Origin of the sequence: Ornithinimicrobium sediminis (assembly GCF_021272345.1) — a bacterium.
Classification (GTDB): domain Bacteria; phylum Actinomycetota; class Actinomycetes; order Actinomycetales; family Dermatophilaceae; genus Ornithinicoccus; species Ornithinicoccus sediminis_B.
In genome coordinates, this window is the sequence record NZ_JAJSDQ010000009.1 from 15,591 (window position 1) to 32,697 (window position 17,107).

Genomic DNA, 17,107 nt, shown 5'->3' on the forward strand with positions numbered 1-17,107 from the left:
GCGGGTCGTCCGCACGTGGCGCCGCACAGCGCCCGGGTCTCTTCGGGCCTCCGTGCCCTCCTGTCCCCATCGGTCGCGGCCTACGAGGTGTCGCTCCTGCCGTCCGACCCCACCCCCGCGGTCCGTCGCGAGGCGGAGTTCCGTGCCGGGCGTGCAGCCGCCGCGGCCGCGTTGGCCGACATCGGCGTCGACGGCCAGGTCGGCCGGGGCACGGACCGTCGACCGCTCTGGCCCTCGGGGGTGGTCGGCAGCATCTCTCACTGCGGCCACCTCGCGGTGGCAGTCGCGGCGCCCGGGACGGCCTTCCGTGCGCTGGGGGTGGACGTCGAGGACCTCGGCGACGTCGACGACGAGGTCCGGGCGGTCGTGCTGACGCCGACCGAGCAGGCGGCGCTCGAGGCCACGGGAGGGTCGGCGCTCCTGGGCATCGTGTTCAGCGTCAAGGAAAGCGCCTACAAGTGCTGGTCGCCACTGCTCGACGTGACACTGGACTGGGCCGATATCGAGGTGACGCTCGACCGCTCGGCCGGAAGCTTCACCGCAGACGTGGTCGGCCCGTCAGCCAGGTTGCGCCCACCCACGGTGACCGGCCGGTATGCCGTGCACCGCGGGCATGTGCTGTCCGCCGGCTGGGTGGGTCAGGGCTGAGTCGGGACAGGACCGAGCCTGGGCCGGACCGAGCCATGCGCACCACCCCCGGCCTGGTGCGCGCCCGTCGACGCCTGCACCTCCCGGGCGGGGTTGCCGCCGTACCTGCCCCGGGCGGGCACCTCCGAGCCCTTCATGAGGAAGGAGTCGGCCTCGACCACGGCGCCGTCGCCGACCACCACCCCGTAGTGGACGAAGGCCCCCACCCCGAGGGTCACGCCGTCACCGACCCGCACCCCGTCGAGCTTGAAGGCACCGTCCTCCATCGAGTGGCACTGGATGATGCTGCCCGCGTTGAAGGTGCACCCGTCCCCCACCGACACGATCGTCTTCTCCGGCACCGAGAGCCCGTCGTCGAAGACCCGCCGTCCCATCCGCACCCCCAGGGCTCGCCACATCAGCGGCCGGAAGGGGGTGCCGTTGAGCGCGGGCGGGGGTGACCCGAGGAACTTCCAGTAGCGCTCGTGCTGCCAGAACGGCCGGTCGTAGATCGAGCAGAAGCGCGGCACCAGACGGCGGAAGCCCAGCGCGGCCCACTCCCACAGCACCACCAGCGACGTGGTGAGCACGGCGAAGCCCAGCACCGCAGCAAGCAGCACCGCAGCACCGCCGCTCTCGAACCGTGCCGCCGCAAACGAGGCGAAGAGCAGGCCGCAGAAGACGAGGAACCAACGGCTCGCCATGAACAACGCGACGGTGACCCCGTTGTGCACGTTCTTGTGACGCAGCCGGCTGCGGAAGGTGGCGCGGTCGCGGTGGTCGTCGAAGGCGGCGTCACGCTCGACGGACCGCGGGATCTCGAAGGGCGGGGAGCCGAGCAGGCCGGTGTCCTCCCGCAGCGGCCCGTCCAGCGGCACCATGGTCTTCGTGCCGAAGAGCACGTTGTCACCGGTGCGGCCACCGGCCGGGTAGGCGATGGCGTTGCCGAAGAAGTTGCGCGGGCCGATCTCGACGGGGGCGACCCGGAAGGACGTGCTCGAGTAGTCGGCGTCGACGATCGACAGGCCGTCGGACACCATCGTGCCCGACCCGACCGTGACCGCGAACGGGGTCTCGTGCTTGAGGGCGACGCCGAAGTTGGACCCGGTCTGCACGAGGTCGGGCTGCCGGTAGCCGATGAGGCGCAGGTAGTGGACGATGAGCGAGCTGTCGCCGGTCAGGGTGAGGAACACCGTGAGGTTGGTCAGCCGCGTGATCATCCGGTGCACGGCGTAGTGGACGCCGTAGAGCGGGTAGACGCGCCCGGTCACCAGGAGACGGTCGAGGACCCTGGGGACGACGACCACCGCCAGCAGCCCGATGACCAGCCCGCCGACATACAGCACCAGGGCCAGGACGGCAGCGTCCCGGTAGAAGTGCCCGCTGTCGTGGTCGAGGTGCCCGACGTCGAGATAGGCCGGCAGCACCAGGGCGAGCAGCCCGATGCCGACCGGGGCGACGAGCACCAGCCGGTTGAGCAGCACGAAGACGCTGTAGGTGACGCGGCGGCGCCGTCCGCACTCGGTCTCGGGCACCACCCGGTAGTCGGTGTCCGTCGGCCGCGCCGGCGACCCGTGCCACCGGCTCCCTGCAGGCACCGCCTGTCCCGTCTGCAGCGAGGAGGTGTGGCCCAGCTGGGCGCCGTCCCCCATCGAGGTGCCGATGTCGAGCACAGACATCTCCCCCACGAGCACGTCCGACCCGAGGGTCACCGGCCCGGTCTGGATGCGCCCGTCGTAGGCCCGGTAGCACGCGAACCGGGTGTCCTTGCGGATGGCGGTGCCGGAGCCGATCGTCAGCAGGTCGGTGCACACCGGCACCGTCGTCGAGAAGATCGAGACCCCGGGCCCGATCCTGGCACCCAGCGCGCGCAGGTAGAGGACGTAGATTGGCGTGCCGGCGAACAGCCGCAGCGGGTTGGTGTTGACCAGCGAACGGACCACCCAGAACCGCAGGTAGGCAGGGCTCCACACGGGGATCTCGGTCTGTCTCCACCGGCCCACGACCACCCACTTCAGCAGGATCGGCACGGCGCTGAGGACCACGAAGGTCACCGTCCCGAACGCGACCGAACGGGCCCAGACCGCGAGGACCCCCTCACCGCCCACCGCCCATCGGTAGCCCGTGAGCATCAGCAGGAGCATGAGGTAGGAGTAGCCGAGGAAGGCCAGCACCTGCATCAGGCCGCACAGGGCGACCTGCGCCGCGCCGACCTGGCGGGGTGCCGCGGGAGGCGACGGGGCCCAGACGTCCGTGTCGGCGCTGGGGCGGTCCTCCTGGAGCGTCACGGCCAGCTGCCGGACCGTGGGGTGCTGGTAGAGGTCCTGCATCGCCAGTGGCGGCAGGTCGGTGGCCTTCCTCACCCGTGCCGAGAACTGCGCCAGGAGCAGGGAGTTGGCTCCCAGGTCGTCGAAGAAGTGGGCCGCGGCGGAGACGTCCTCCATCCCGAGGACCTCCCCCAGCGCCTGGGCCAGCGCCCGCTCGGTATCGGTCCTGGGGTCCGAGTGCTCGGTCGACTCCCCCAGGCTGAGCCGACGGGTCGGCGGCGGGAGCCGCTTGCGGTCGGCCTTGTCGCTGGGGAGCATCGGGATGGTGTCGAGGCGCTCGTAGTAGGCGGGCACCATGTAGGCCGGCAGGTGCAGCCGCAGCTGCTCGTGCACGGTCCGGTCGGTGACCTCGGCCGCCCCCGGCCGCAGCGTGTAGTAGGCGACAAGCTCCTTGCTCGTCCCGTCCGGACGCTCATGGACGTCGACCACGGCCTGGGCGATGCCCGGGATCTCCAGGACGACCGACTCGATCTCGGTCAGCTCGATGCGGTAGCCCCGGATCTTGACCTGCGTGTCGATGCGGCCGGCATACTCGACCAGCCCGTCGGCGGTGAACCGGCCCAGGTCCCCGGTGCGGTAGATGCGACTGCTCGGGTTGTGGTCGATCCCGAGGAAGTCGGGGATGAAGGCGGCGGCCGTCTGGTCCGGGCGGTTGACGTACTCCCGCGCCAGGCCGATGCCCGCGATGCCGATCTCGCCGTACTCCCCCGGGGGCAGGGCCCGGGCCTCCTCGGGGTGGAGGATCACCGCGGCATACGTGGGCAGCGGGACCCCGAGCGTGACGGGCTTGTCCGGGTGCACGACGTCCCAGGTCGCGGTGACGGTCGCCTCGGTCGGCCCGTAGACGTTGAGGAAGCGCAGGCCGGGGCGGTGCCAACGGGTGACCAGGTCCTTCTGGCAGGCCTCGCCCGACACGAGGAGGAAGCGCAGGTCGGGCAGCTCGGTGTCGAGGGTCGCCAGGAGGGTCGGCACGCAGCACAGGGCGCTGACCCGGTGCTGGACGAGGTAGTCGCCGAGCTCGACTCCGAGCAGGCTGGTGCCGCCCGGCTTGGGCACGAGGGTCGCCCCCGCCACCCACGGCACCCACATCTCCTCGACCGAGAAGTCGAAGGCCGTCGTCATGCCCTGGTAGACCCTGTCGTCCTGGCGGTAGCCGTAGACCTCGCCGGCGACCCGCACGAAGTTGCAGATGCTGGCGTGCTCGACGGCGACTCCCTTGGGCCGACCGGTGGAGCCGGAGGTGTAGATGACGTAGGCGAGCTCGTCGTCGAGGGGTCCCCGCTCCGTCTCCGACAGCCGCGCGCCGTCCCGGCGCGCGACCTCGTCGTCGTGGTCGTCGAGACAGACGACGGGCACGCTCACCGAGCCGACCGGCTCCGGGAGGTGCCGCAGCGACAGCACCCACCGCACCTGTGCGTCCTCCACGATGTAGGCCACCCGGTCGGCCGGGAAGGCCGGGTCCATCGGCACGTAGGCCGCACCGAGCTTGAGGACGGCGAGGATGGCGGTGTAGGAGCGCACCGGGTCGTCGAGCACCAGCCCCACCCGGTCGCCTGCTGCGACGCCCCCGGCCTGCAGGTGTCTGGCCAGGCGGTTGGCCCGCGCGTCCAGGTCGAGGTAGGAGAGCCGCACCGTGCCGTTGTCGACCGCGAGGTGGGCCGGCTCGTCACGACGCCAGCGGTCGCACTGCTCCTCGAAGACCTGCTCGAGACGGTCGCCCGGCTGCCAGCGGCAGCGCTGGTCGCGGGCGGCGAGCACGGCGCCGGGGCGCAGCGAGGCCTGCGGTGTGGCGGCCTCCATGGCTGCCGAGCGTGGGTGCATCACGGGTGCACACGCCCCCTCACGGGTCAGAGACGCGACCGTCGCCCCCATGCCCCCCGTCGGGCGACGTCACCTCTCCACTATGCGGGCCGTTCGTGACCGTGTCCATACGAGTCCTTTACTGTCGCAGTACCTTGACCTGACACACGGCGCCCGCCGTCACGGGACAGAGCAGGTGCAAACCGGCCGGACCTGCGTGGAGCGTGGACCCCTTGCTCGCAGGTCGGCAGGGCACGACATACCGTTGTTGCATGCGCAACCACATGCTGGTCGCCTCCTGCGGCACCGACCACGAGCGGTGACGGCCGCCGGCGAGGCCGTCACCGCCGACCCGCGCCGCTGGCGCATCCTCGGGGTGACGCTGGCGGTCGGGTTCATGTCGCTGCTGGACGTGACGATCGTCAACGTCGCCATCCCCTCCATGCGGGCCGGGCTGGACACGACGGCCGCGACGATCCAGTGGGTGGTCTCCGGCTACTCCCTGGCCTTCGGCCTCATGCTCGTCACCGGCGGCCGGCTCGGCGACGCCTGGGGCCGCAAGCGGCTCATGCTGATCGGCCTCTCCGGCTTCATCGTCGCGAGCCTGGCGGCCGGCCTGGCCCCCGACGCGATGTGGCTCATCGTGGCCCGCCTGGTGCAGGGGGCCTCGGCCGGCCTGCTCGCCCCGCAGAACACCGGCCTCATCCAGCAGCTCTTCCGCGGCGCCGAGCGCGGCCGGGCGTTCGGGATGTTCGGCTTCACCGTGGCCGTCTCCTCCGGGCTCGGCCCGATCATCGGCGGGCTCATCCTGGCCGTCGCCGGTGAGGACGGCTGGCGCTGGATCTTCCTGGTCAACGTGCCGATCGGGCTCATCGCGCTGGTGGCCATCGCCCGCCTGGTGCCCGGCCGGGCCGAGGCCTCCGACGACGACCCGCGCCTCGACCTGGTCGGCGCGCTGCTGCTGGGTGCCGCGGTGCTGTGCCTGCTGCTGCCCATCGTCAGCCTCGAGAGCGGCCACCGGGGCACCCTGCTCCTGCTCGTCGGCGTGCCGGTGCTGCTGTGGGCCTTCACCCGCTGGGAGCGCCGCCTCGTCGACCGGGGCGGGGCACCCCTGCTGGACGTGGGGCTGCTGCGCCGGGTGCCCGGCTACGCCAACGGCGTGCTCGTCGGCTCGCTCTACTTCACCGGTTTCACCGGCATCTTCCTGGTGCTCTCGGTCCACCTCCAGGACGCCCTGGGCCTCTCCCCCCTGCAGGCCGGGCTGCTGCTCACCCCGTTCGCCGCCGGTGCCGCGGTGGCCTCACCGCGGGCCGGGCGTCTGGTCAGCACCGTGGGGCGCAAGCTCACCGTCATCGCCCTGACGGTCATGATGAGCGGGGTGCTGGCGATCGTGCTGCTGGCCCCGCAGGCCGACAACGGCCTGCCGCTGTGGCTGCTGCTGTCGGTGCCCCTGCTGGTGGCCGGCATCGGCGGCGGCGGGGTCATCTCGCCCAACTTCACCCTGGCGCTGGCCGAGGTCGACCCGCGCATGGGCGGCGCTGCCGGGGCGGCCCTGCAGACCGGCAACCGCATCGGGGCCTCGATCGGTGCCGCGCTGCTCATCACCGTCTACCAGCTGGGGCTGTCCACCGGGGACGCCACCCTCGCGGTGCAGCTCGCCCTGGGCACCGCCCTGCTGGTGCTCTCGCTCAGCTGGGTCGCGGCCTACCGCTCCTGGCGGCTGGACCGCGCCGCCGACAGCCGCTGACCACCGAGCACCGAGCCACCGGCTGACCCGCGGCGGGCTGCCACCATAGGCGCCATGAGCAGACTCGATGCCTGGGAGTCCCGCACCCGCACCGCCCTCACCGTGCTCGCCCTGGTCTTCCTGGTGGCGTATGCCGCGCCGATCGTGGCGCCCGACCTGCCCCAGCCGTGGCGCGGGCTGAGCGAGACGGTGCAGACCCTGATCTGGGCCGTCTTCGTCGTCGACTACGGCACCCGGCTGCTGCTCGCCGAGCGCCGGTGGCAGTTCGTTCGCAGCCATCCCCTCGACCTGGCGGCGGTCGCGCTGCCGGCGCTGCGGCCGCTGCGCCTCGTCGCCGCGCTGGTGCTGCTGCAGCAGCAGGCCGGCCACCGGCTGCGCGGGCACGTGGCGACCTACGTGGCGATCGCGACGGCCACGGTCATCACCATCTCCGCGCTGGCCGTGCTCGACGCCGAGCGGGGCATGCCCGAGGCGACCATCGAGAGCTGGCAGGACTCGTTCTGGTGGGCGTTCGTGACGGTGACCACCGTGGGCTACGGCGACCACTACCCGGTGACCGCCGAGGGCCGGCTGTTCGCGGTCGCCCTCATGCTCTGCGGCATCGCCCTGCTCGGCATCGTCACGGCGAGCCTGGCCTCCTGGCTGCTGGAGAAGATCGCCGACCAGGAGGAGCAGGCCCAGGCGGCCACCAAGCGCGACATGGCGGTGCTGCTCGGCGAGCTGCGCGAGCTGCGGGCCGAGGTCAGCGCGCTGCGCCAGGACCGGCCGGGCTGAGCACCGCCCGCAGCCGCTCGGCATACGCGGCCATCTCGCCCTCGCCGTAGCGGTGCCGCGGCCAGAAGAAGCCGCGCAGCCCGTCGCCCTTGGTGCGCGGCACCACATGCACGTGCAGGTGCGGCACCGACTGGCTGACCGTGTTGTTGACCGCGACGAACGAGCCCTGCGCGCCGTATGCCGTGCGCACACCGGCCGCGACCCGCTGCACCAGGCCGAAGAGCACCGGCACCTGCCCGGCCGGCAGGTCGGTCAGCGTCACGACGTGTTCGGTCGGCACGACCAGCACGTGCCCCTTGAAGACCGGCCGCACGTCCAGGAACGCCGCGGCCCCCTCGGTGCGCGCGACGACCTCACCGGGGGCGTCGCCGGCCAGCACGGCGCAGAAGCGGCAGTCGGTCATGGGCCCACTGTGCGCCATCCCCCGCAGGCGCGCCACGGGCCGCTAGCGTGAAGGGCACCGACGCCGAAGGGGGCGCAGATGAGCGAGGTGGTCATCGAGACCGAGGGCCTGAGCAAGGACTTCGGCCCCACCCACGCGCTGCAGGGGCTGGACCTCACCGTCCGCGCCGGCGACGTCTTCGGCTTCATCGGGCCCAACGGCGCCGGCAAGTCGACCACCATGCGCATCCTCATGGACGTGCTGCGCCCGACCTCGGGCACGGTGCGGGTGCTCGGCACCGACCCGCGCACCGGCGGCGGTCGGCTGCGGGCACGCATCGGCTACCTGCCCGGCGAGCTGGCGCTGGACGGGCGCAGCGAGGTCGGCTCGTGGCTGGACTACCAGGCCCGCCTGCACGGCGCCGCGCCCGGCGCCTGGCGACCGTATGCCGAACGGCTGGGCCTGGACCCGGGCCGGCGGATCGGCAAACTCAGCCGGGGCAACAAGCAGAAGGTCGGCCTGGCCCGGGCGTTCGCGCACTCCCCTGAGCTGCTGGTGCTCGACGAGCCCACCGGTGGGCTGGACCCGCTCATGCAGCAGGAGTTCCTGGTGATGGTGCGCGAGGCGCGCGCCGCCGGGCAGACGATCTTCCTGTCCTCGCACATCCTCTCCGAGCTGGAGCACGTCGCCGAGACGGTCGGGGTGCTGCGCCAGGGCCGCCTGGTCACCAGCGCCCCGCTCACCGAGCTGCGCGACCGCCTCGGCACCACGGTGACCGTCGAGACCGAGCACCCGCTCGACCCGGCACCGGTCGGCCGGCTGGAGGGGGTCGAGGAGGTGCACGCCGACGGCACCGTGCTCACCGTCGACCTGCACGGCTCCCCCGACGCGCTGCTCAAGCACCTGGCTGCCCACCACGTCGTGCACCTGCGCGCGGAGGCGCCCGACCTGGAGACCAGCGTGCTGCGGCTCTACCACGACGACGAGGAGGCCGACCGGTGAGCGCCCTCATCGCCCGCCGCTGGCTGCACGACGCCCGGGCCGGCCTGCTCGGCTGGTCCGTCGGCCTGGCCGCCGTGACGACGATGTACCTGTCCTTCTTCGGCATCATGGACGCCGACATCATGGGCGACTACATGGCCTCCCTGCCCGAGGGCATGGTCGAGGCGTTCGGCTTCCAGGACCTGTCCTCCGGCGCCGGCTACGCCCAGTCCACGGTCTACGGCCTGCTGGGGCCGGTGCTGCTGCTCATCGCCGGGATGACCCGCGGGGTCGGGGCCGTCGCCGGCGACGAGGCCTCCGGTGCGCTCGAGGTCGAGGTGACCGCCGCGGCCGAGCGCCGTGACGTCTACGTGGGCCGGGCGCTGGGGCTGACGGGCTTCGTGCTCGCCCTGGGTGCGGTGGTCGCGCTCGCCACGGCGGTGATCTCTTCGATCACCGGCATGGGCCTGTCGCCGACGCACATCCTGGCCGGGGCGGCGGCGCTGACGATGCTGGGGCTGGTGCACGCCGCCGTCGCGTTCGCCGTGGGCGCCGCCACCGGGCGGCCGGGCGTCGCGCTGGGGGTCACCGTGGCGGTGGCCGTGCTGGGCTGGTTCGCCTACAACCTGGGCCCGCGGCTGGCCGACTGGGTGCAGCCGCTGTCGCCGTGGGAGTGGGCCTACGGCGAGTCACCGCTGGAGCAGGGCGTCGACGGGGTCGGGCTGGCCCTGCTGGCAGCCCTGACGCTCGTGGCGTTCGTGCTCGGGCTGCTGCGCTTCCCGCACCGCGACCTCGGCGTGTGAGGGCCGGGTCTCAGGTGAGGCCGTTGCTCTTCTCGCGCCACTTGCGCTCGAAGGGCAGCCGCCAGGTGAAGGGCGCCACCAGCTGGTGCACCTGGTTGGGCCCCCAGGAGCCCACCTCGTAGGGCCGCACCACGGGCGGGTCCTCGAGGAGCGGCTCGGAGACCTCCCACAGCCGCTCGATGCCCTCGGCGGTGGTGAACAGGGTGCGGTCGCCCCGGGCGGCGTCGTAGATGAGCCGCTCGTAGGCCTCCAGGATCGAGCCCTCCCAGTCGGTCTCCTGCATGGAGAACTGCATCGACAGCTTGTCCAGCTTCATGCCCGGCCCGGGGCGCTTGCCGTAGAAGGACAGCGACATCCGGGTGCGGTCGGCCAGGTCGAAGGTGAGGTGGTCGGGCCCGCGGTCGCCGATGCCCGAGCCGGTGGGGAACATCGACTTCGGCGGCTCGCGGAAGGCGATGGAGATGATGCGGGCGCCCTCGGCCATCTTCTTGCCGGTGCGCAGGAAGAACGGGATGCCCGCCCAGCGCCAGTTGTCGATGTAGCACTTCAGCGCCACGAATGTCTCGGTGTCCGTCTCGGGGTCGACCCCCTCCTCCTCGCGGTAGCCGGTGTACTGCCCGCGGACGACGTCCTCAGGCTCGATCGGCAGCATCGAGCGGAAGACCTTGTTCTTCTCCTCGCTGATCGCCTCGGGCTCCAGGGCGGTCGGCGGCTCCATCGCGGTGAACGCCAGGATCTGGAAGAGGTGGGTGACCACCATGTCGCGGTAGGCGCCGGTGCCCTCGTAGAACTCGGCGCGCTGCTCCAGCCCGAGCGTCTCCGGCACGTCGATCTGGATGTGGTCGATGTGGTTGCGGTGCCAGATCGGCTCGAACAGCCCGTTGGCGAAACGGAACGCCAGGATGTTCTGTGCCGCCTCCTTGCCCAGGAAGTGGTCGATGCGGAAGATCTGCTCCTCCTCGAACACCTCGTGCAGCTTGGCGTTGAGCTCGCGCGCCGAGGCCAGGTCGGTGCCGAAGGGCTTCTCCATGATGATGCGGCTGCGCTCGACCAGGTCGGCCTCGGCCAGCTGCTGCACCACCGACAGCGCCGCGGCCGGCGGCACCGACAGGTAGTGCAGCCGGCCCGCGTCCTCCCCACACTGCTCCTCGGCCCGGCGCACCGCGTCGCCCAGCGCCTTCGGCCCCTCCTCCCCGCGCACGAACTCCAGGTGGCCGAGGAAGTCGCTGAGCACCTCCTCGTCGAACTCGCGGGAGTTGAACTCCCGGCAGGCCTCCTGGGCCAGCTCACGGAAGGCGTCGGTGTCCAGGTCGTCCAGCGCCGTGCCCACCACCCACAGGTCCTCCATGAGGCCGGACTGGAAGAGGTGGAGCAGCCCGGGCAGCAGCTTGCGCTTGGCCAGGTCACCCGTCGCTCCGAACAGGACGATCGTGGTCGCGGCATCCATGCGACCACCCTGTCAGGTCTGCCGGGAGGCACCAACCGATGAGTCCGGACCTTCCCTGTCGCAGGTCGGACCTTGGCGGCACCGGCGAAGAGTGGCAGGATGTGCACACGAGACGCGTGTGGGGGGCCCGGGACCCGGGTCGCCGACCCGCCTCGCAGAGTCCCACCGAGCGTGAGGTAGGAAGATGACCGCCATCGACCAGCTGGTCGCGGCCCTCCGGGCGCTGTCCGGCGATCGCGACCGCGGAGCGACCGCGGTCGAGTACGGCCTCATCGCCTCTCTCATCGCTGCAGTGATTGCGGCCGTCGTGGGGACACTCGGTCTGGATGTGGTGGCGCTCTACACCACAGTCATCGACGCCTTCTGAACGCCTGTTCCCCTGATCTATCCGGTCCGGGAAGCGTCACCGCACGTCGGTGGCCCCCAGCTGGTCGAGCACGAAGGCGATCTCGAAGGCCGCTTCTCGCCAGGCGTCGTAGCGCCCGGTCCGGCCCCCGTGGCCGGCGACCATCTCGGTCTTGAGCAGGACGGGGCGCTCCTGCGGGTCATTGGTGGCGGTCTCGCGCAGCTTGGCCACCCACTTGGCCGGCTCGACGTAGAGCACACGGGTGTCGTGCAGACCGGTGGTGGCCAGGATGGCGGGGTATGCGGTCGCGCGCACGTTCTCGTACGGCGCGTAGTGCCGCATGTAGTCGTAGACCAGTGACTCGTGCAGCGGGTTGCCCCACTCCTCCCACTCGGTGACCGTCAGTGGCAGGCTCGGGTCGAGCACGCTGGTCAGGGCGTCCACGAAGGGCACCCCGGCGTGCACGACGCGGAAGCGCTCGGGCGCCAGGTTGAGCACCGCTCCCATGAGCAGACCGCCGGCGGAGCGGCCTTCGGCGGCCAGCCGGTGCGGGGCGACCCAGCCGGCGTCGACGATCTCGTCGGCGCAGGCCACGAAGTCGGTGAAGGTGTTCACCTTGTGCAGCAGACGCCCCTGCTCGTACCAGCCCCGCCCCATCTCGCCGCCACCGCGCACGTGCGCGATGGCGTAGACCAGGCCCCGGTCGAGGTAGGACAGCCGCGACACGGAGAAGTAGGGGTCGATCGAGATCTCGTAGGAGCCGTAGCCGTAGAGCAGCCCCGGGGCGGTGCCGTCGGGGATGACGTCCTTGCGGGCGACCAGCGAGATCGGCACCTGGGTGCCGTCGGCGGCGGTGGCCCACAGCCGGTGCTGCTGGTAGTCGGCCGGGTCGTAGCCGCCGAGCACCGGCTGACGCTTGACCAGGGTGAGCTCGGCGGTGGCGAGGTCGAGGTCGTAGACCGACCGGGGCGTGACCATCGACTCGACGACGACCTGCAGCACGCGGGTGTCGTGCTCCGGGTTGGCGCCGACGTCGATGGTGTAGAGCTCCTCGTCGACCGGCACCTGGTAGGCCCGCTCGAGGTCGGCGTCGCCGGTGTCGGTGAGCGGGAGCACCCGCACCTGGGTTAGGCCGTCCTGGCGCAGCGAGACCGCGAGGTGCCCGACGAAGCCGTCGACGCCCTGGATGCGCACCCCGTCGGTGCCCGGCAGCACGGGGGTCCACTCCTGCGCCGAGGTCGCGGTGAGCGGCGCCGAGGCCAGCGCGAAGTCGCGGTGGTCCCGGTTGTGCACGACCCACAGCCGGTCACCGGCGGGCTCGACCTCGTACTCCACGCCCTCGACCCGCGGCGCGACGACGCGGAACTCCCCCAGCGGGTCGGCGGCGTCGAGGATGCGCACCTCGGAGGTGTTCTTGCTGCCCAGGCCGATGACGACGAAGCGGTCGTCGCGGGAGGAGTCCAGCCCCATCCAGAAGCGCTCGTCGGCCTCGGCGAAGACCAGCACGTCGTCCTCGGCCGGTCCCCCGACCCGGTGGCGCCACACCTCGTGCGGGCGCCAGGCCTCGTCGACCCGCGTGTAGAACAGGTGGCTGCCGTCCAGCGACCAGGCGACGCCGTAGCCGATGCCGGTGACCGCGTCGTCGACGATCTCACCGGTCTCCAGGTCCTTGACCCGCAGGTCGAAGCGCTCGTCACCGGTGGTGTCGACGGCGTAGGCCAGCCGGTCGCCCGCCGCGGTGAGGTCGAAGGCCCCGAGGGCGAAGAAGTCGTGCCCTGCGGCCTCGACGTTGCCGTCGAGCAGCACCCGCTCCCCCGGCGGCACCTGCGTCGGGTCGAGGGTGGGCCGCTGCGGGCTGTCACCGAGGGCGATCCGCCCGTGCACGGCATACTGCTCGCCCTCGACGGTGCGCCCGTAGTACCACCACTGCCCGTGCCGCACCGGCACCGACAGGTCGGTCTGCTGGGTGCGGTCGCGGATCTCGCCGAACACCTGCTCGCGCAGGCCCTCCAGGTGTGCGGTCATCGCCTCGGTGTAGGCGTTCTCGGCCTCGAGGTGCGCGACGACCTCCGGGGAGGTCGCGTCGCGCAGCCACTCGTAGTGGTCGACGAGCCGGTGGCCGTGGTGCTCACGGACGTGCTCGACACGGGCGGCAACGGGCGGGGTCAGGCGATCGGTCACGCGGTCACGCTACGTCATCGCCGGTCAGGTGGTGATGGCCGCCGGGCCGAGCAGCACCTTGAGGTCGCCCACGAGCTCCGGTGACGGGGTCACCCGCAGCGAGTCGTCGAGGCGCAGCAGCACCGAGCGGCCCGGCTGGGTCAGCTTGACGTGCACCTCGGTGGCACCGGGGTGCTCCTGCAGCACGTGCTTGAGCTGGTTGGCCAGGCCGTCCGTGGCGCGCGCCAGCGGCAGCGTGACGACGACCGGGCCGCGCGGCCCCTCCTTGATGTCGGGCAGGGTGAGCTCGTTGGCCATCACCTCGATGCCCTCCTCGCTCTTCTTGAGCTTGCCGCGCACGACGGCCACGGTGTCCTCGGCGAGCATCGTGGAGACGGTGAGGTAGGACGAGGGCCAGAAGACGACGTCCACGGAGCCGGCCATGTCCTCGACGACGACCCGGGCGTAGGCGTCGCCCTTCTTGGTGCGCTTGAGCACCAGGCTGGTGATGAGCCCGGCGACGGTGACCATGTCGCCGTCGCGGACGGTGTCGCTCTCGGACAGCTCGGCGATGCCGCCCTCGCAGTGCTGGGACAGGATGTGCTCGATGCCGTTGAGCGGGTGGTCGGAGACGTAGAGCCCGAGCATCTCGCGCTCGAACGACAGCAGCACCTGCTTGTCCCACTCGGTCTCCGGCACCGGTGGCAGCGCGACGAGCTGCACCGACCCGGCGTCGGCGCCGTCGTCGAAGCCGCCGAAGAGCGACTCCTGGCCGATGGCCTCCTGCTTCTTCTCCTCGGCGAGCGCGTCGACATACCGCTCGTGGATGCTCACCAGCCCCTGGCGGGTGTGCCCGAGCTCGTCGAAGGCCCCGCCCTTGACGAGCGACTCGATGGTGCGCTTGTTGCAGACCACGGCCGGCACCTTGCGCAGGAAGTCCTCGAAGGAGGTGAACGCGCCCTTCTCCTCACGGGTGGCGGCGATGGCGTCGACGACGTTGCGGCCGACGTTGCGGATCGCGGCCAGGCCGAAGCGGATGTCCGTGCCGACGGCGGCGAAGTTGGCCAGCGACTCGTTGACGTCGGGCGGCAGCACCGAGATCTTCATGCGGCGGCACTCGTTGAGGTAGAGCGCCGTCTTGTCCTTGTCGTCGCGCACGCTGGTGAGCAGCGCCGCCATGTACTCCGCCGGGTAGTTGGCCTTGAGGTAGGCCGTCCAGTAGGACACCAGCCCGTAGGCCGCGGTGTGCGCCTTGTTGAACGCGTAGTCGGAGAACGGCAGCAGGATGCTCCACAGCGTCTTGACCGCGTCGGCGGAGTAGCCGTTGTCGAGCATGCCCTGCTCGAAGCCGACGAACTCCGCGTCGAGCACCTCGCGCTTCTTCTTGCCCATCGCCCGGCGCAGCAGGTCGGCCTTGCCGAGCGTGTAGCCGGCGAGCTTCTGGGCGATCTCCATGACCTGCTCCTGATAGATGATCAGGCCGTAGGTCATCCCGAGGATCGGGGTGAGCGCCTCGGTGAGCTCGGGGTGGATGAAGTCGAGCTCCTGCTTGCCCTGCTTGCGCAGCGCGAAGTTGGTGTGCGCGTTGGCGCCCATCGGGCCGGGGCGGTAGAGCGCGAGGGCGGCGGAGATGTCCTCGAAGTTGTCCGGCTGCATGAGCCGCAGCAGCTGGCGCATGCCGCCGCCGTCGAGCTGGAACACGCCCAGGGTGTCGCCGCGGCCGAGCAGCTTGTAGGTCTCGACGTCGGTCATGTCCTTGGACAGCACGTCGAGGTCGATGTCGATGTCGCGGTTGGTCTTGATGTTGCTGATCGCGTCGTCGAGGATCGTGAGGTTGCGCAGCCCCAGGAAGTCCATCTTGACCAGGCCGAGCTGCTCACACGTCGGGTAGTCGAACTGGGTGATGATCGCCCCGTCGGCCTCCCGCTTCATGATCGGGATGATGTCGATCAGCGGCTCGGAGGACATGATGACGCCGGCGGCGTGCACCCCCCACTGGCGCTTGAGCCCCTCGATGCCCTTGGCGGTCTCGAAGACCTCGGCGGCGTGCTGGTCCTGGGCGATGAGCGCCCGGAAGTCGGCGGCCTCCCCGTAGCGCTTGTCGCCCTCGTCCGTGATGCCGGTGAGCGAGATGTCCTTGCCCATGACCGAGGGCGGCATCGCCTTGGTCAGCTGCTCGCCCATGGCGAACGGGAAGCCCATCACCCGAGCGGAGTCCTTGAGCGCGGCCTTGGCCTTGAGGGTGCCGTAGGTGACGATCATCGCCACCCGGTCCTCGCCGTACTTGTCGCTGACGTAGCGGATGACCTCACCGCGGCGCCGGTCGTCGAAGTCGACGTCGAAGTCGGGCATCGAGACCCGCTCGGGGTTGAGGAAGCGCTCGAAGATGAGGCCGTGCGGCACCGGGTCGAGGTCGGTGATGCCCATGGCATAGGCACACATCGACCCCGCGCCCGAGCCACGGCCCGGGCCGACCCGGATGCCCTGGGCCTTGGCCCAGTTGATGAAGTCGGCGACGACGAGGAAGTAGCCGGCGTAGCCCTTGTCGATGATGACGGTCGACTCGTAGTCGGCCTGCTTGCGCGCGTAGTCGGGGATGCCCTCGGGGTAGCGGCGGTGCAGGCCCGCCTCGACCTCCTTGACGTACCAGCTGGTCTCGTCCTCACCCTCGGGGCAGGGGAAGCGCGGCATGAAACGCCCCTCCCCCTCGGTGAAGGAGACGTTGCAGCGCTCGGCCACCAGCAGCGTGTTGTCGCACGCCTCGGGCAGCTCGCGCCAGACCTCGCGCATCTCGCCGGGCGACTTCAGGTAGTAGCCGTCGCCGTCGAACTTGAAGCGGTTGGGGTCCTGCATCGTCGAGCCCGACTGCACGCACAGCAGCGCCGAGTGCGCCTGCGCGTCCTCGCGGCGGGTGTAGTGCAGGTCGTTGGTGGCCAGCAGCGGCAGCCCCAGGTCACGGGCCAGGCGCAGCAGGTCGTGCCGCACCCGACGCTCGATGTCGATGCCGTGGTCCATCAGCTCGCAGAAGTAGTTCTCCGCGCCGAAGATGTCGCGGAACTCCGCGGCGGCCTCCACTGCCTTGTCGTACTGCCCCAGCCGCAGCCGGGTCTGCACCTCCCCGGAGGGGCAGCCGGTGGTGGCGATGAGGCCCTGGCCGTAGGTGTTGAGCAGCTCACGGTCCATGCGCGGCTTGAAGTAGTAGCCCTCCAGGGAGGCCAGCGAGGCCATCCGGAAGAGGTTGTGCATGCCGTTGTTGTTGCGCGCCAGCAGCGTCATGTGGGTGTAGGCACCCGCGCCGGAGACGTCGTCGCGCCCGCCGTCGCCCCACTTCACCCGGGTGCGGTCGGTGCGGTGCGTGCCCGGCGTGACGTAGGCCTCCAGCCCGATGATCGCCTTGACGTCGTGCTTGCGCGCCTTCGACCAGAACTCGTAGGCCCCGAAGATGTAGCCGTGGTCGGTCGTCGCGATCGCCGGCATGCCGTGCTCAGCGGCCACCGCGAACATGTCGTCGATCCTGGCCGCACCGTCCAACATGGAGTACTCGGTGTGGTTGTGCAGGTGGACGAAGTTCTGGTCGGGGCTGGCTGTCGCTGGCATCGGGACGATCTTAGGTCGCCCCGCCGACAACGCGTGACTGCCGCTCCGCCCGCCTCCACAGGTAGCGCGTGTATCACCACGCCGTCTCGTGACTCTCCCCTGCGGGGACCCATGGC

The 17,107-nt window shown here is 71.2% G+C and carries 11 protein-coding genes; 6 read left to right on the forward strand and 5 right to left on the reverse strand.

Annotated features, from left to right (window positions below; translation table 11 throughout):
• Nucleotides 1-15 precede the first annotated feature (15 nt).
• The gene (locus tag LVO85_RS15120) at nucleotides 16-648 is read left to right on the forward strand and encodes a 4'-phosphopantetheinyl transferase family protein (RefSeq protein WP_232748328.1); all 633 of its coding nucleotides are present in this window, start codon (nucleotides 16-18) and stop codon (nucleotides 646-648) included.
• Here LVO85_RS15120 and LVO85_RS15125 read toward each other — a convergent pair.
• The gene (locus tag LVO85_RS15125; RefSeq protein WP_232748329.1) at nucleotides 639-4,754 is read right to left on the reverse strand and encodes a Pls/PosA family non-ribosomal peptide synthetase; all 4,116 of its coding nucleotides are present in this window, start codon (nucleotides 4,752-4,754) and stop codon (nucleotides 639-641) included. The two genes, LVO85_RS15120 and LVO85_RS15125, sit on opposite strands and share 10 nt — an antisense overlap.
• Nucleotides 4,755-5,073: 319 nt before the next feature.
• Between LVO85_RS15125 and LVO85_RS15130 the strand changes: the two genes are divergently transcribed.
• Nucleotides 5,074-6,501 (forward strand): MFS transporter, encoded by a 1,428-nt coding sequence (locus LVO85_RS15130; protein WP_232748330.1) that lies wholly within the window; start codon nucleotides 5,074-5,076, stop codon nucleotides 6,499-6,501.
• A gap of 54 nt (nucleotides 6,502-6,555) precedes the next feature.
• Nucleotides 6,556-7,275, forward strand: a complete 720-nt coding sequence (locus LVO85_RS15135) for a potassium channel family protein (protein WP_232748331.1) — start codon at nucleotides 6,556-6,558, stop codon at nucleotides 7,273-7,275.
• Here the strand turns inward: LVO85_RS15135 and LVO85_RS15140 are convergent.
• Complete coding sequence (locus LVO85_RS15140; RefSeq protein WP_232748332.1) at nucleotides 7,244-7,678, reverse strand: HIT family protein; 435 nt, start codon at nucleotides 7,676-7,678, stop codon at nucleotides 7,244-7,246. The two genes, LVO85_RS15135 and LVO85_RS15140, sit on opposite strands and share 32 nt — an antisense overlap.
• A 78-nt stretch (nucleotides 7,679-7,756) precedes the next feature.
• Here LVO85_RS15140 and LVO85_RS15145 point away from each other — a divergent pair, with 78 nt between their 5' ends.
• Together LVO85_RS15145 and LVO85_RS15150 are read left to right on the forward strand one after the other, a co-directional pair.
• Nucleotides 7,757-8,659: an ABC transporter ATP-binding protein gene (locus LVO85_RS15145; RefSeq protein ID WP_232748333.1), complete on the forward strand. Its 903-nt coding sequence runs from the start codon at nucleotides 7,757-7,759 to the stop codon at nucleotides 8,657-8,659.
• Nucleotides 8,656-9,441, forward strand: coding sequence for an ABC transporter permease subunit (locus LVO85_RS15150; protein WP_232748334.1), 786 nt, complete (start codon nucleotides 8,656-8,658; stop codon nucleotides 9,439-9,441). Before LVO85_RS15145 ends, LVO85_RS15150 begins: the two co-directional genes overlap by 4 nt.
• A gap of 10 nt (nucleotides 9,442-9,451) precedes the next feature.
• On the opposite strand, the gene zwf is transcribed toward LVO85_RS15150, so the two are convergent.
• Nucleotides 9,452-10,888 carry a glucose-6-phosphate dehydrogenase gene (gene zwf, locus LVO85_RS15155; protein WP_232748335.1) on the reverse strand — a complete coding sequence of 479 codons (1,437 nt, stop codon included), beginning with the start codon at nucleotides 10,886-10,888 and terminating at the stop codon, nucleotides 9,452-9,454.
• A gap of 184 nt (nucleotides 10,889-11,072) precedes the next feature.
• Here zwf and LVO85_RS15160 point away from each other — a divergent pair, with 184 nt between their 5' ends.
• Entirely contained in the window at nucleotides 11,073-11,255 is a 183-nt protein-coding gene (locus LVO85_RS15160; protein WP_232748336.1) for a Flp family type IVb pilin, read from the forward strand.
• Nucleotides 11,256-11,291: 36 nt separating this feature from the next.
• On the opposite strand, the gene LVO85_RS15165 is transcribed toward LVO85_RS15160, so the two are convergent.
• Together LVO85_RS15165 and dnaE are read right to left on the reverse strand one after the other, a co-directional pair.
• Nucleotides 11,292-13,415: a S9 family peptidase gene (locus LVO85_RS15165; protein WP_232748337.1), complete on the reverse strand. Its 2,124-nt coding sequence runs from the start codon at nucleotides 13,413-13,415 to the stop codon at nucleotides 11,292-11,294.
• 24 nt (nucleotides 13,416-13,439) lie between these two features.
• Nucleotides 13,440-16,991, reverse strand: coding sequence for a DNA polymerase III subunit alpha (gene dnaE, locus LVO85_RS15170; RefSeq protein ID WP_232748338.1), 3,552 nt, complete (start codon nucleotides 16,989-16,991; stop codon nucleotides 13,440-13,442).
• Between the last annotated feature and the right edge of the window lie 116 nt (nucleotides 16,992-17,107).